Genomic DNA, 14,814 nt, shown 5'->3' with positions numbered 1-14,814 from the left:
ATACATGCGTATTTTCGGACTTATTGGTTATCCGTTAGGCCACTCATTTTCTAAGAAATACTTTACAGAAAAGTTTGCCAAAGAGCATATTACAGATGCTTCTTATGAACTATTTCCTTTGGAAGATATTAAACTTTTGCCTGGACTTATCTCATCCCAGCCTAACTTACGAGGACTGAATGTCACTATACCCTATAAAGAGCAGGTAATTCCCTATCTAACATATGTAGATCCGGCTGCTAAACGCATTGGGGCTGTGAATGTGATTAAAATCGCACCTGATGGATCAACTACAGGTTATAATTCAGATTATTTTGGTTTTAAGTCCACATTGGAAGGTTTTCTTAACGGAAATTATATTTCAGAAGGAAAGAGCCTCCGTAAATTAAAAGCACTTATTTTAGGAACGGGAGGGGCAAGCAAAGCTGTCAAGATCGCGCTGGATGATATGGATATTGAAAATGTGTACATATCGAGACGAGCAGGTGAAAATATATTTGGTTATGATGATCTTACAGAAAAAATCTTGAGCAAATATCTACTCATTATTAATACTACACCTCTTGGGATGTATCCTGAAGTTGATGTCTTTCCTCCATTACCCTATGAATGGCTAACAGGTGATCACCTTTTGTATGATCTTGTATATAATCCAGAACAAACTATCTTTTTACAAAAAGGAGCTAAACAAGGTGCAAAGATATTTGGAGGGTTACCTATGTTATATGCACAAGCAGAAAAGTCGTGGGAGATATGGACAACTAAGTAGTCTCTGAGTTTATTAAATGCTTCGATTGCCTATGAAGCTAAGGAGTGGTAACTCGTTTTCTGATATAATGCTTATTTTTAGGTTATCAAGACACCGTGAGATAATCTATTCTTTATAAAATGGAATTTCAAAACACTATTTTCTTTTCTATAATTATACCCACTTACAATCGTGCGAGTTTTTTACCCGTAACACTACAGTCATTACTGAAGCAAACTTTTAAAGATTACGAAGTCATAGTAGTTGATGATGGTAGCACTGATAACACAGAAGAGTTGATGAAAGGACTTGCCAATGTTCATATTCGTTATTATAAAAAAGAAAATGGAGAAAGGGCCGCTGCCAGAAATTTTGGGATTAAACAGGCGAGAGGACAGTATATAACGTTTCTGGATTCTGATGATATTTTTTATGAGCAATGCCTTTCAAATGCATATGAAAGCATCTTAAAATTTGAGAATCCCCCATTATTGCATGTTGCCTATGAAGTGACAGATAGTAATCTGAAATCTAAAGTGAAAGTAAATAATCTTGTCTCAGATGATATCTATGTACTGGTAAAAGGAAATCCTTTAAGTTGTATGGGGGTATTTCTTCGAAGAGATATTGCAAATACATACAAATTTACAGAAGACCGGGCTTTAGCCGGTTCTGAAGATTGGGAATTATGGCTACGTGTAGTGGCTAATGTAGGTATTAAAGTAGATAATAGAATTTCGGCTGCATTGATAGATCACGATTCCAGAAGCGTGAAACACTTCGCTGAAAGAAATCTTGTTGAAAGAAAAGAACTTGCTCTTCGGTATGCATTTGAAGATGAGGCTGTTAAGAAGATATTTTCTCCCTATTGGAAAAAGATCAACTCATACTGTGATTCGTATATCGCATTACATTTGGTATTAGGACATCAATATCGGAAAGGCTTATCATTTTGGTTTACTTCCATTCTTGAATATCCGCTATCTCTATTCGAAAGGCGTTCAATGGCTATTGTTAAATATTCCCTTCTTGGGCTTTTAAAGCGATAGTTTATCTTTATTTTGCCAAGCCAATTACAACAAACATCCTACCTGACTTTTTACCTTCTTTACGATAAGAGAAATAATGATCATTATGCTCGACAGTACAGAAGGGGGAAACCTCAACTTGTTCTTGTGGAATACCAGCGTTGAGTAGCTGAGAGTAATTTGCTTGTTTCAGATCTACAAAAAACTTATTTTTCTCAGAATCCCATCTTTTGTAATCAGATGTAAAATAATCTGCAACATCTGCATCCACTTCAAAGGCACATTCACTAATACAGGTACCAATATATGCAAAACAATTCACCGGATTTGTCCCAAAGTGTTGTGTCATTGTTTGCAGTGTTTTTGACACTATTTGTTTCATAGTTCCTTTCCATCCTGCATGAATGGCTGCAACTGCATTACTACTAGAGTCGTAAATTAGGATAGGTGTGCAGTCAGCTATGGAGACGCCAACAAATATACCTGATGAGTTTGTCACAATGGCATCATAGCCTTCGTAATTGCCAGGTTGGGTCGCCACCAATACTTTGTCATCATGAACCTGATAGGATAAGGCTATGTCTTCGGGTTGGAAGCCCAGGCTATTGAAAAAACGATTTCTGTTTTCAAGTACATTTTCCCTTTCATCACCTGAAGAAAGCCCTAAGTTAAGAGAAGTGAAGGGTGCAGGGCTGACACCTCCATGTCTTAGACTCTGAGCTGCAATAAGATGAGGAAATTTAGTAAATATCTCAGGTCGATAAGCTAGGGAGAGGGTTGGGACTGTCATTGAGTAATACCTATTTTTGTCAAAGATACTTGCTTTCTCGAATTTTGGAAAGGGTAGTTGTAGATTCACAACTAAATTTGTGTTTTTAGAGCCTTTGAAATTTGATGACTATAAAGTCTGCCAATTGGTAACTCTTCAGAGCCTATAGTAATATGATTAGCTGTAAAGGCTTTGATTTTACTCAGAGATACAATAAACGAACGATGGATACGAAGAAAATTTGTTTCGGAAAGCATCTCTTCCAGTGCATTCATGCTTTGTTTCACAACCAACGGTTTGGAGTCATTGGTTGTAAAAATTTTGATATAATCCTTCAAGCTTTCTATATAAAGAATATCCTCTGTGAGAACTTTAACCATTTTCCTGTCTACACGAAAATAGAGAAAGGCATCTTTATTGGGTTGATATTTCTTTTCTTCTGAAGAAAGATTACTTTCCACTTTAGTAACCTTAGCTATTGCTTTCAGAAATCGTTCTAGTGAAATAGGTTTCATCAAATAATCCACAGCATCCAGTTCAAAACCTTCTACAGCATAATCACGATATGCAGTAGTAAAAATAACCTTGGGTGGATTTCGCAGGGTACGTAGAAAGTCTGTACCTAATAACTTAGGCATTTTGATATCCAGAAACATCAAATCTATATTTTTTTCCTGCAATACACTAAATGCCTGAATTGCATTATGACATTTAGCGATAACTTCAAGACCATCTACATTTCCTATATGTGATTCCAATACTTCCAGTGCTGGTGGTTCATCATCTACTAATAAACATTTTAGATTCATGCCCATTGGGTTTGTATCGTTTTGTACTGTTGACTGTTTTCTGTTTGTTTGGTTATATCATTTTGTAATTCCAGATTGAGTATCACTACAAAGATTTCATCCTGTTCTACTATTTTAAGGTCATATTGTTTAGGATAGATCAGTTCCATCCTTTTTTTTACATTTTGTAATCCAATGCCTCCTGTATAGGAACTTACCTGATTTTCTTCACTCTTGCTATTAATTAACTTTAGACGCATTTGATTTTTGTCAACAGATAAGTCTAAACTAATCCATGCCTGATCTATTTGTTCACTGACGCCATGTTTGAATGCATTCTCTAGAAAGGGCATAAGAAGTAAAGGCGCTATCATTTTACCTGTTATATCTCCAGTAAAGTTGAGAGATACATCTACATGTTCTCCATAACGCATTTGTTCCAGTTCAACATAATTTTGAATAATCTGTATTTCTTTTTCCAGAGAGACTTCCGCAACATTACAATCATATAACATATATCGTAATAAGCCGGACAATTTTACTACTACTTCTGGAGCATAATCTGACTTGGTAAGCGTAAGTGCATAAAGATTATTTAATGTATTAAATAGAAAGTGAGGATGCAACTGGGCTTTAAGTAGTTGGAGTTCTGCTGTTAGCTTTTCTTTTTCTACTTGTTGGAATGCGCTTTGTTTTAAATACCAATACTTGGAAAGCTTAATGGCCGCGGCAAATCCTGCTATCGTGATACCACCTCGTAATCCTGCCATCAGGCCAATTGATAAAGGAAAACGATGGGTCGGCCATCCTAAAATCGCTAAGTAACCATTTACTATATAAGACGATAAAAAAAAAGAAAAGAAACCTGATCCCAATATACAAAGGCATAGTCCAATCGCCAGGTGTATATATTTTCCTTTTAGCAAATAGGAGGGGATAAGCCAGTAAATGATAGAATAGCTCAGAGCAATATGGTTAAATGTAAATATAATGGCATTGGTAAAGGCCATTAACACGATCTTCCAGTATGAGACTCCTTCCGGAATAACAGGCATGTAACTATAGATCACTGTACAAAAAAGGATGAATGCTATCCAGAATAGAATATGACGAGCAAGCCGATATCTCCATTGATTAGAGAAAACGAAGTCATAATTAAAGATGTACATGGACAAGGAATTTAGTTCGCATTATTAAAATTACAATTTCTGGCTTTACTAGGTCTGTATGTTAGCTATTAGTCGACAAACAGCATAAAAACGTCTCTGAATGACATTTTTTATGGATAAACGGTCTTGAAAGGTCTGAGAAAGTTATGTCTGTATGTAAGTCTGTTGTTGAGAGAATATTCCTGTTTCGTTTTTAGGTGGAAAGTATCTTAGATCTATAAATCAGATGGAGATCATCTTTACATACTAAACAATTACAACTATGAAAAAAATTATTGTAAGTATCAGCTTGCTAATTGGTATTGGAGTAGTGGGAGTCGCACCTGCACTCGGACAAAGTTCTGGATATTGGGTGACTGAGTCGGATATTCACACAAAACAATATACCATTGTTCATTTTTATAATGATGCCAATGTGCAGATATATGAAGAAAAACTGGATGGTGTATTTCTTAACCTCAAGCGTAAGAAGACAGTCCAGCAGTTAAATGCTGCATTGGATAAAGTGATGCAGAATTGGATTTCAAATCGCGGATTATCTGGAGAAGAACACTGGGTAGCTGCGATGATGAAATAATGATGAGAAACAATAAATAGAAAAGCACCTCTTCCATAAGAGGTGCTTTTTTGTTATAAAACTATATGTTGAGATTATGCTTATAAAGCAGCTTGCTTTTCTGTTTCATCCAGATAGCTTTCAATAGGCTCACAGGCACAAACTAAATTCCGGTCGCCATAGGCACTATCAATACGGCTTACAGATGGCCAGAATTTGGCAGCTTTTACGTAAGGTAGAGGATATACAGCTTTTTCACGGCTATATGGACGATCCCAATTTTCTACCAATACAACACTTGCCGTGTGTGGAGCATGTTTCAGTACATTGTTTTGCTTATCTGCTTTTCCTTCTTCCACCTCTTTAATCTCTTCCCGAATGGCTATCATGGCATCACAGAAGCGGTCTAGTTCTTCTTTAGGCTCGCTTTCTGTAGGTTCAATCATCAGTGTTCCGGCAACAGGGAAAGACACTGTAGGAGCATGGAAGCCATAATCCATCAATCGTTTGGCAATATCCTCTACTTCAATACCTACATTTTTGAAGGCTCTGCAATCAAGAATAAACTCGTGGGCACAGCGTCCATTGATGTTAGTATATAAAATAGGATAATGCTTTTCCAGACGAGCTTTGATATAGTTAGCATTCAGAATGGCTGCACTTGTTGCCTCGGTAAGTCCTTTTCCTCCCATCATGGCAATATAGGCATAGGAAATAGGCAGAATAGAGGCACTACCCCATGGGGCTGCTGATACAGCATGAATAGCTTTGTCTCCACCCACAGGGACAACGGCATGTCCTGGAAGGAATGGAACCAAGTGTGTTGCAACTCCAATAGGACCCATACCAGGACCACCACCACCATGTGGAATACAGAATGTTTTATGCAGATTCAGATGGCATACATCTGCACCAATAGTTGCAGGACTTGTCAAGCCTACCTGTGCATTCATATTCGCACCATCCATATAAACCTGTCCTCCATATTGATGAATCAGATCGCAGATTTCACGAATGTTTTCTTCATACACCCCATGAGTAGATGGGTACGTCACCATCAAAGTTGATAATGTGTCTTTGTATTGTTCTGTTTTGGCTTTAAGGTCTGCAAAATCAATATATCCTTTCTCATCTGTCTTCACTACTACTACCTTCATTCCTGCCATTACCGCACTTGCCGGGTTGGTTCCATGTGCAGATGCAGGAATTAGGGCTACATCTCTGTGATCATCTCCACGGCTCAAATGATAAGCACGAATCACCAACAGACCTGCATATTCTCCCTGAGCACCAGAGTTTGGTTGCAAGGACATTGCTGCAAAACCTGTTACTGCACACAGCCAGTCATTAAGGTTTTTAAATAATTCCTGATAACCTTCTGTTTGATTAACAGGCGCAAATGGATGTAGATTTCCAAACTCAGGCCATGTTACAGGGATCATTTCTGTAGTAGCATTTAGTTTCATTGTGCAGCTACCCAGCGAAATCATGGAGTGGGTAAGAGATAAATCTTTATTCTCCAGATATTTCAAATACCGTAACATCTCATGTTCAGAATGATGAGTATTGAAAACAGGATGTGTCAGATAAGCTGATTTACGGGTTAATTTCTCTGGATATTGTAAAACAATTGAATCTGCAATGGGAGAGAGATCAATATGGTTGGTTGCACCTGTACCTTCTGCCAGGACAGATATAAGCGTTTGCACATCAGAAACTGTGGTAGTTTCGTCAAGAGATATAGAAACCTGATTGTTCGCGCTGTAACGAAGGTTAATATGGTGTGCTTCTGCTACTTTGCGGATATTGCTCTGCTGAGGACTAGTGAAGGAAATAGTATCGAAGTAATGTTCATTCGTGATCGTGATACCAACTTTTGCAAGCCCTTTTGCTAATAATTGAGTTAAACCATGAGTACGTTCTGCAATTTGGCGAAGACCTTCAGATCCATGATACACTGCATAACTACTAGCCATTACCGATAATAACACCTGAGCAGTACAGATATTGGAAGTTGCTTTTTCACGACGAATGTGTTGTTCACGAGTCTGTAGGGCCATCCGTAAAGCACGATTCCCTTGGGCATCAATAGATACTCCAATAATCCGACCTGGTATTTGTCGTTTATATTCTTCACGAGTTGCGAAGAAGCCAGCATGTGGTCCTCCATATCCCATAGGAACGCCAAAGCGTTGTGCAGAGCCTATTACCACATCAGCTCCCATTTCTCCTGGAGGCGTTAACAATGTCAGCGAAAGTAAATCTGCCGCAACAGTAACAAAAATGTCCAGTTCGTGAGCTGCTGCAATAAAGCTTGTGTAATCATACACAGAGCCATTGGCTGCTGGATATTGTACTAATACACCAAAGATATCAGGGTTAGACAAATCTATTGTTGCATAGTCTGCTACCACTATTGAAATACCCAGTGGTTCAGCTCTGGTAATCAACAAATCTATTGTTTGTGGAAAAACATCTGTCGATACTACAAATGTCTTTGCGTTTTTACGGCTACCCTTACGCATGCTGTACAACATATGCAAAGATTCCGCAGCCGCTGTTGCCTCATCCAGTAGGGATGCATTGGCAATCTCCATACCCGTAAGATCTACAACTACTGTCTGAAAGTTTAACAGTGCTTCCAGACGACCTTGTGCTATCTCTGCCTGATAAGGAGTATAGGCTGTATACCAACCTGGATTCTCGAGAATGTTACGAAGAACAACCGGAGGAGTGATGGTATTGTAATAGCCTAAACCTATATAGGACTTATTAATCTGGTTCTTTTGTGCTAATTTTTTAAAATCCTGCAAAAACTGATATTCAGATTGAGGGTCAGGTAGCTGAAGTGGTTTAGGCAGACGAATAGAGGCAGGAACTGTCTGTGAAATAAGTTCTTCTACGGAGCCTACTCCAATGGTTTTTAACATTTCTGCTTTTTGAACATCGTCTGGCCCGATGTGCCGGGAAGCAAAGGCTTCAGAATGGCGCAAATTGATTTTCATGGAATGTTGATGGGAAGTTTAATATAATACTTGCCGTTTTGTGTTTTTTTGAAGAACTGCTTTATATAAAATAAGGATGAGCGATTTGTGGCGCAAAGATACATAGAAAATAATTATACATATAACAGTTTCCTAATGTGGAAGGGTTCAAGAAGTTATGTTTTTACAAGCCTATTGAGAAAGTTGTAAAATGTATTTATAAAATACCATTGTGAACAGTGGTTACAGTCATTCTATCATTAATACTATATGTAGAGAAGAAGTGATAGTTTTAAAGAATGACACCCCCCAAATAGAAAAACTTTGAAATCCGTCAATTTAAACAGAACTTGCAGTTCTGATTTTAAGATTTTGGTAATCGAATATTTATCACTCAACAGTAACAGATGAAGAAAATTATTATTCTGACAACTTTCTTCATGAGTATCATGAAGCCAGTTGCTGCTCAAAAAAGTAATACAGATAAATCCGTAGAATACGCGAATACCATTACAGCTACTGATCTGGCTAAACACCTGAAAATTCTGGCTTCTGATAGTCTTCAGGGACGTGAAACCGGAGAGCCTGGTCAAAAGATGGCAGCAGATTATATCGCCGAGCAATTTTTTAATGACCATTTAAAACCAGTAATGAAGCATGAGGGTGAAGATAGCTATTTTCAGCATTTTGATCTGGTAAGAAAAAGTTGGGGTGAGGTATACGTAGAAACAGGCACAAAGAGAAGGGAGTTTTTAAAAGATTTCTACTTACTTGGATCATTGTCTATTCCACAGGAAAAAAATGTAGAAGTAGTTTTTGGTGGATATGGTATTGACTCTGAGAAATATTCAGATTACAAGAATATTGATGTCACAAATAAAGCGGTTCTGATTTTGAGTGGTGAACCTAAGAGTAAAAAGGGAAAGAGCTTAGTGACTGATAGCGATAAACCATCAGAGTGGGCTAGCGACTGGAGAAAGAAAGTAACGCTGGCAAGACAAAAAGGGGCTGCATATGTACTAGTAATACAACCTGATGAAATGAAGGTAGGTACATTCATTGCGAACTACAGAGGTTATCTGACCAATCCCCGTTTAATTCTGAAATATAAAGACACTCCTACACAAGGTGACGGAACTATATTTGTATCCAAAGAGATGGCAGTAGAGATATTGGGAGTTTCTGAGAAAGCATTGGCAAAGTGGCAACGCAAGATAGCCAGAAAGAAAACTCCTAAGTCGTTCGCTATTGCTAACGTTACCATGAAATTTGAAAATAAAGAGCAGATTGTTCAGTCAGAGAATGTACTGGGTTTGGTAGAAGGGACAGATAAGAAAGATGAAATTGTTGTTGTTACGGCTCACTATGATCATGTGGGGATTATTAATGGTGAGATTCACAATGGCGCAGATGATGATGGTAGTGGTACTGTGGCAGTGTTGGAAATCGCTCAGGCTTTTGCAGAGGCTAAACGTAATGGAAATGGACCTCGCCGTTCCATGTTGTTTATGACAGTTGCCGGGGAAGAAAAAGGATTGTTAGGTTCTGAATTTTATACGGATCATCCTGCACTTTCTTTGCAAAATACAGTCTGCGATTTAAATATAGACATGATTGGGCGCATTGATGAAGCACACACTGGTAACCCTGATTATGTGTATCTGATTGGTTCTGATAAACTTTCAAGTAAACTTCATGCTATAAGTGAAGAGATGAATCAAAAATACAGCAAACTTGCTCTTGATTATAAATACAACGATCCTTCTGATCCTAATCGGTTCTACTATCGTTCGGATCATTATAACTTTGCCAGATACAAAGTTCCTGTAATTTTTTATTTCAATGGTACTCATGAGGATTACCACAGGCCAACAGATGATATTGAGAAAATCAATTTTGCCAAGATAGAAAAGATTGCCAGACTTGTTTTTCATACCGCATGGGAGGTTGCTAATCGGGAAGAACGCATCAAAGTAGATAGCAATAAAAAATAGGTCTTGATTTTTAGGTCAAGTTTGAATCCTTCCAAAATGTAGATGTGAGATTATCTTAGTATCAACTAACAAAGCCTATGCTTTCTCAAAAGCGTGGGCTTTGTTGTTTTGAAATAACTCTCTTTCTATTCTTCCTTTTCGTTAATGGGTGCATGACTCTTTTATTTTTTACCTTCAGTCGAAAAGGGACGTTCTCTTATCTTGTAAAATTACCTGTAGTCAGGTTGAAGCCTGTGAGTAACTGAAGTTCCAGCTAAAACGCAACTTGTCGTGAGTTGTGATCAAAATGCTGATTAATATAGGGGCAATCCGTAGTCAGCTAAACAACATGCTTAGAGTGAACTATGCGCAGATAGCAGTCGGCTCGAAAGTATACTATATGATCATAGTTACATTTCTAGGGACCCTTAATTTGTTATTTAACGCCAATAGGAAAAGATTGAGAATGCGGAAAAGTTAATAAAATAGGACTTAACAGTTCTAAAAGAAATGAAAATATTGGTTACAATGGAATAGGGTTGGGTATAAAACAGGAGGGAGGAGAAGCTTGAGATAAGATACCTGGGGAAGACGGTGCCTTACACCAGTCTTACCCCCAAGATCCTTCAACCAGCTATGGAAAGAAAAACAAGATAATATTCTGTGTAGAATTACTATCTGTATTTCTTACGATGCTAAAATAGCATGTATAACATAACAGTACAAAAATTTTAGATAAACCTTTAAAAACATTAGATAAAAATTGCGAATTGTCAGATGAACATTTCATAAATGAGGATTTTGAAGTAAAAGCAGTATTGGATTTCCTCATAAATGAGTAAGATAAAATGCTTTTAGAAAAGCATCCTTATTTTAAAGAAAATGAAACTTCTTTCACATCCCGTGAATTTCCACCAATAAATACTTTGAAAGTACCCGGTTCCAAATGTGATTTTCCTTCCCCATCATAAAAAGACAGATCTGAATTGGTCAATGTAAAAGTTACTTCTTTACTTTCTCCTGCTTTTAACATGATTTTCTGAAATCCCTTGAGCTCTTTTACCGGACGTACCAGAGAAGCTACCATATCTCGTATATAAAGCTGCACAATCTCTTCCCCATCATATTTTCCTGTATTCTTTATGGTTACTTTTACTATCAGGCTTTCTCCGCGATTTAATTCCGCTTTGTTGAGTATAGGGGATGAATAGTCAAAGGTCGTATAGCTCAATCCATATCCAAATGGATACAATGGGCTATTGGGTGCGTCCCGATAACGGGAAACCCAGAAGTTCCCTGGTGAGTTAGGTTCATCCTGATAAGGTCTGCCTGTGCTTTTCTGGTTGTAATAAACAGGAATTTGGCCTGTTGTGTAAGGGAAAGACATGGTCGTCTTAGCAGAAGGATTATAGTCCCCAAACAATATATCGGCAGCCGCATTTCCTCCCTGAGTGCATGGCATCCAGGCATATAAGATAGCAGGCACATTTTGAGACAACCAGGGAATAACCATAGGTCTGCCAGTACTCACCACTACAATGACAGGTTTACCTGTTGCCTTCACAGCCTGTAGCACTTTCATTTGTTCTGCAGGGATCTCAATATTGGTAAGTGCACGAGCTTCTCCGGCAACTTTACCAGATAAGCCTACAACAGCAATAACTACATCTGATGATTTTGCTGTATTTACTGCCTCTGCGATTGTTGCTTCTGTTGAATTATATAAAGCATCACTACCATCCGTAGTAATCGTATATCCTTTTGCAAAGGAAACATTGCTTTGAGGAACTTTATTTTTTATTCCCTGTAGAATCGTAACTACATCTTTAGGCTCGCCTTTGGCAATCCAGAAATCCAATGCGTCTGCCTGGCTATCAGCTAATTGCCCAATGACTGCAATGTTTTTCGTAGTTTTTGATAACGGAAGAGTATTAGTATCATTTTTCAATAAGATCATAGATCTTTGTGATGCCTCGCGTGCTGCCTGAACAAATTTGTCGTTTAGCAGTGTAACAGATTCCCGACGTTCATCACTGAATTTATAAGGATCTTCAAATAGACCAAGTTTAAATTTATAGTATAGGATTCGACTCACTGCATCGTCCAGACGAGCTTGAGTGACTTTGCCTTCTTTCACTAGCTGAACCATATTTTCGATCACAACTCGTGATTCCATGTCCATATCTGAGCCAGCATTAAATGCTTTCAAGGCTGCATCTTTGCTATCTGCTGCATACCCATGTGTAATCATCTCACCAAATGAGGCCCAGTCTGACACAACAAATCCTTTAAACTTCCATTGATTTTTTAATACATCCGTAACCAGATATTTATTTCCACTGGCAGGGATACCATCTACTATATTAAAAGAGTTCATAACCGTTGCGGCACCTGCATCAACTCCTGCTTTAAAAGGAGGGAGATAGATGTCCTGCAGTACATACCGGGATAAATCAACTGTATTGTATTCGCGGCCACCTTCTGCTAATCCATAAGCTGCAAAGTGTTTCATACAGGCCATTACATGATACACATCTGTCAAATCTCCCTGAAATCCTTTTACACGTGCGTAAGAGGCTTTGCTCCCCAGATAGGTGTCTTCACCTGCGCCTTCCATTACCCGTCCCCAGCGAGGATCGCGTGCAATATCTACCATGGGTGCAAAAGTCCAGTGCAAACCTGCTGCAGAAGCTTCCGCTGCAGCCATAGACGCAGACCTCTCCATCAGAGCCAGATCCCAACTACAGGTTTCTGCTAACGGAATTGGAAAAATGGTTTTATAACCGTGGATTACATCAAAGGCAAACAACAGAGGAATACCTAGCCGGCTTTCTTTTACGGCTATCTCCTGAACTGCACGCGTTTCTTTGGCTCCTGTTACATTTAAAAAAGAACCTACCATTCCTTTGCGTGACATATCCAGTTTGGCTTTTGCCCCAGGATCACCTTCAGCTGCGGGCCCTGTCATTACACCGCCATTTACCTGATTAAGCTGGCCAACTTTTTCTTCCAGGGTCATCTTTGAGAGCAGATCTTTTATTCGTTGTTCTATTGGGAGTTTGGGATTTTTATAGGGGGCAACAGTTTGTGCAATGCAAAATAAATTGCTCAGACAAGCAAAAAACAAAATAGAGATTAAATGTTTTCTCATTTTTATTAGGATGTAAGGGGTTATCAATTACGTAATAAGTGGTCATCAGACGCGAAACAAAGTATTTAATTAATTATGTTTTCCCAAAGAAAAAGGCAAGATTATCGATAAGACCAAAAGAGATTTTATACTTTTATCCATTTTTTTTTCCGTTTATACGCACATTCGTGCAACTTTTCCTTACCTATTGTAATCTTATCGGTAAAAAAATTAACTTTCGTACATGGAAACCAAAACCGGAAAAATACTAGTCGTAGACGATGATACCGACGTGCTTAGTGCAGCACGACTTTTTTTGAAACGCCATTTTCTTCATGTAGATGTTGAAAGTAATCCGGAAAGTATACCATACCTGATCAATAATGATCGGTATGATGTGATTTTGCTGGATATGAATTTTACCAAAGATATTGGAAGTGGAAAAGAAGGATTTTATTGGTTAGATCGTATACTAGAAATAGATCCGGCAGCAGTCGTTGTTCTTATTACAGCCTATGGGGATGTTGAGATGGCTGTTCGGGCAATTAAAGACGGTGCTACAGATTTTGTTTTGAAGCCATGGGAAAATGAAAAGCTGCTAGCTACATTGATTTCTGCCATGCGATTACGTCAATCACGTGAAGAAACCGCTACGTTAAAAGCAAAACAAAAAGGACTTAATCAGGCGCAAACTTCTTATACCTCAGATATTATTGGGCAAAGTCCGGCTATGCTTCGTGTGTATGAAGCCATTGATCGTGTTGCTGAAACAGACGCTAATGTATTGATACTTGGTGAAAATGGGACAGGAAAAGAACTTATTGCCAGAGCTTTACATCGGAAGTCTAAACGCACAGACGAGCCATTTGTGTCGGTTGATTTGGGTGCGATTAGTGAAACATTATTCGAAAGTGAATTATTTGGTCATACGAAAGGCTCTTTTACGGATGCGAAAGAAGATAGAGCCGGACGTTTTGAAACTGCTTCAGGAGGATCTATTTTCTTGGATGAAATTGGAAACCTGTCTCTACCTCTACAAGCTAAATTGCTTACTGTTTTACAAAGTCGTACAGTGACACGGGTAGGCTCAAACAAGCCTAAAACCATTGATGTTCGTTTGATTTCTGCTACTAATATGCCTGTATATGATATGGTAAAGAGTAAGACATTCCGTCAGGATTTATTATATCGTATCAATACAATAGAAATTCACCTTCCTCCTTTGCGGGAACGTCAGGAAGATCTGGTACCACTAGCTGAATATTATCTTCAGTTGTATCGCAAGAAATATAACAGATCTGTCAACACTTTGAGTCCTGCATTACTAAAGCGAATGCAGAAGTATCACTGGCCAGGAAATGTGCGGGAACTGCAACATGCTATCGAACGAGCTGTGATTATGGCTCAGGGATCGGCTCTGCAACCAGAAGACTTTTTCTTTAGCAATGGACATGAAGTACCACAGGATGAAGAGAGTGCATTGGACGCTATGCCATTAGATGAAATGGAAAAAATGCTGATTCGGAAAGCCTTGAAGAAACATAATGGCAATATTACAGAAGCAGCTCAGGAGTTGGGTCTTACCCGTTCTTCTCTGTATCGCCGTCTGGAAAAATATGGACTATAATATCCTTATCTTATCCAGGGTTTCCTGAATGATATGAAGATA

The 14,814-nt window shown here is 38.4% G+C and carries 10 protein-coding genes; 5 read left to right on the top strand and 5 right to left on the bottom strand.

The genetic code is table 11. From position 1 onward, the window contains the following. Positions 1-4: 4 nt before the first annotated feature. Positions 5-769, top strand: a complete 765-nt coding sequence (locus QNI15_RS10910) for a shikimate dehydrogenase family protein (RefSeq protein WP_314031757.1) — start codon at positions 5-7, stop codon at positions 767-769. 119 nt (positions 770-888) lie between these two features. Further along, the gene (locus QNI15_RS10905; protein WP_314031756.1) at positions 889-1,797 is read left to right on the top strand and encodes a glycosyltransferase family 2 protein; all 909 of its coding nucleotides are present in this window, start codon (positions 889-891) and stop codon (positions 1,795-1,797) included. Between the two features lie 7 nt (positions 1,798-1,804). Here QNI15_RS10905 and pgeF read toward each other — a convergent pair whose 3' ends face one another. The 3 genes from pgeF to QNI15_RS10890 all read right to left on the bottom strand — a co-directional run bounded on the left by pgeF (position 1,805) and on the right by QNI15_RS10890 (position 4,502). Next, complete coding sequence (pgeF, locus tag QNI15_RS10900; protein WP_314031755.1) at positions 1,805-2,566, bottom strand: peptidoglycan editing factor PgeF; 762 nt, start codon at positions 2,564-2,566, stop codon at positions 1,805-1,807. Positions 2,567-2,637: 71 nt separating this feature from the next. Beyond that, complete coding sequence (locus tag QNI15_RS10895; RefSeq protein ID WP_314031754.1) at positions 2,638-3,354, bottom strand: LytR/AlgR family response regulator transcription factor; 717 nt, start codon at positions 3,352-3,354, stop codon at positions 2,638-2,640. Beyond that, positions 3,351-4,502 (bottom strand): sensor histidine kinase, encoded by a 1,152-nt coding sequence (locus QNI15_RS10890; protein ID WP_314031753.1) that lies wholly within the window; start codon positions 4,500-4,502, stop codon positions 3,351-3,353. The genes QNI15_RS10895 and QNI15_RS10890 overlap by 4 nt, the downstream gene beginning before the upstream one ends. A 262-nt stretch (positions 4,503-4,764) precedes the next feature. Between QNI15_RS10890 and QNI15_RS10885 the strand changes: the two genes are divergently transcribed. After that, positions 4,765-5,079: a hypothetical protein gene (locus QNI15_RS10885; protein ID WP_313995272.1), complete on the top strand. Its 315-nt coding sequence runs from the start codon at positions 4,765-4,767 to the stop codon at positions 5,077-5,079. Between the two features lie 80 nt (positions 5,080-5,159). Here QNI15_RS10885 and gcvP read toward each other — a convergent pair whose 3' ends face one another. Next, positions 5,160-8,063 carry an aminomethyl-transferring glycine dehydrogenase gene (gene gcvP, locus QNI15_RS10880; RefSeq protein WP_314031752.1) on the bottom strand — a complete coding sequence of 968 codons (2,904 nt, stop codon included), beginning with the start codon at positions 8,061-8,063 and terminating at the stop codon, positions 5,160-5,162. Positions 8,064-8,449: 386 nt separating this feature from the next. Between gcvP and QNI15_RS10875 the strand changes: the two genes are divergently transcribed. Next, positions 8,450-10,036: a M28 family peptidase gene (locus tag QNI15_RS10875; protein WP_314031750.1), complete on the top strand. Its 1,587-nt coding sequence runs from the start codon at positions 8,450-8,452 to the stop codon at positions 10,034-10,036. Between the two features lie 847 nt (positions 10,037-10,883). Here QNI15_RS10875 and bglX read toward each other — a convergent pair. Then, positions 10,884-13,166 (bottom strand): beta-glucosidase BglX, encoded by a 2,283-nt coding sequence (gene bglX, locus QNI15_RS10870; protein ID WP_313995263.1) that lies wholly within the window; start codon positions 13,164-13,166, stop codon positions 10,884-10,886. 223 nt (positions 13,167-13,389) lie between these two features. Here bglX and QNI15_RS10865 point away from each other — a divergent pair, with 223 nt between their 5' ends. Next, positions 13,390-14,772 carry a sigma-54-dependent transcriptional regulator gene (locus QNI15_RS10865; protein ID WP_313977066.1) on the top strand — a complete coding sequence of 461 codons (1,383 nt, stop codon included), beginning with the start codon at positions 13,390-13,392 and terminating at the stop codon, positions 14,770-14,772. The last annotated feature ends 42 nt before the right edge of the window (positions 14,773-14,814 follow it).

This window comes from Xanthocytophaga flava (genome assembly GCF_030068545.1).
GTDB lineage: Bacteria > Bacteroidota > Bacteroidia > Cytophagales > 172606-1 > Xanthocytophaga > Xanthocytophaga flava.
Note: the sequence above shows the minus strand (reverse complement) of the source record. Positions and strands in the feature narration are given on the sequence as shown.

Bases quoted from the DNA above. Each gene is read 5' to 3' on its own strand.
- QNI15_RS10910 (WP_314031757.1), top strand. From the start codon at position 5: ATGCGTATTTTCGGACTTATTGGTTATCCGTTAGGCCACTCATTTTCT.
- QNI15_RS10905 (WP_314031756.1), top strand. From the start codon at position 889: ATGGAATTTCAAAACACTATTTTCTTTTCTATAATTATACCCACTTAC.
- pgeF (WP_314031755.1), bottom strand. From the start codon at position 2,566: ATGACAGTCCCAACCCTCTCCCTAGCTTATCGACCTGAGATATTTACT.
- QNI15_RS10895 (WP_314031754.1), bottom strand. From the start codon at position 3,354: ATGAATCTAAAATGTTTATTAGTAGATGATGAACCACCAGCACTGGAA.
- QNI15_RS10890 (WP_314031753.1), bottom strand. From the start codon at position 4,502: ATGTACATCTTTAATTATGACTTCGTTTTCTCTAATCAATGGAGATAT.
- QNI15_RS10885 (WP_313995272.1), top strand. From the start codon at position 4,765: ATGAAAAAAATTATTGTAAGTATCAGCTTGCTAATTGGTATTGGAGTA.
- gcvP (WP_314031752.1), bottom strand. From the start codon at position 8,063: ATGAAAATCAATTTGCGCCATTCTGAAGCCTTTGCTTCCCGGCACATC.
- QNI15_RS10875 (WP_314031750.1), top strand. From the start codon at position 8,450: ATGAAGAAAATTATTATTCTGACAACTTTCTTCATGAGTATCATGAAG.
- bglX (WP_313995263.1), bottom strand. From the start codon at position 13,166: ATGAGAAAACATTTAATCTCTATTTTGTTTTTTGCTTGTCTGAGCAAT.
- QNI15_RS10865 (WP_313977066.1), top strand. From the start codon at position 13,390: ATGGAAACCAAAACCGGAAAAATACTAGTCGTAGACGATGATACCGAC.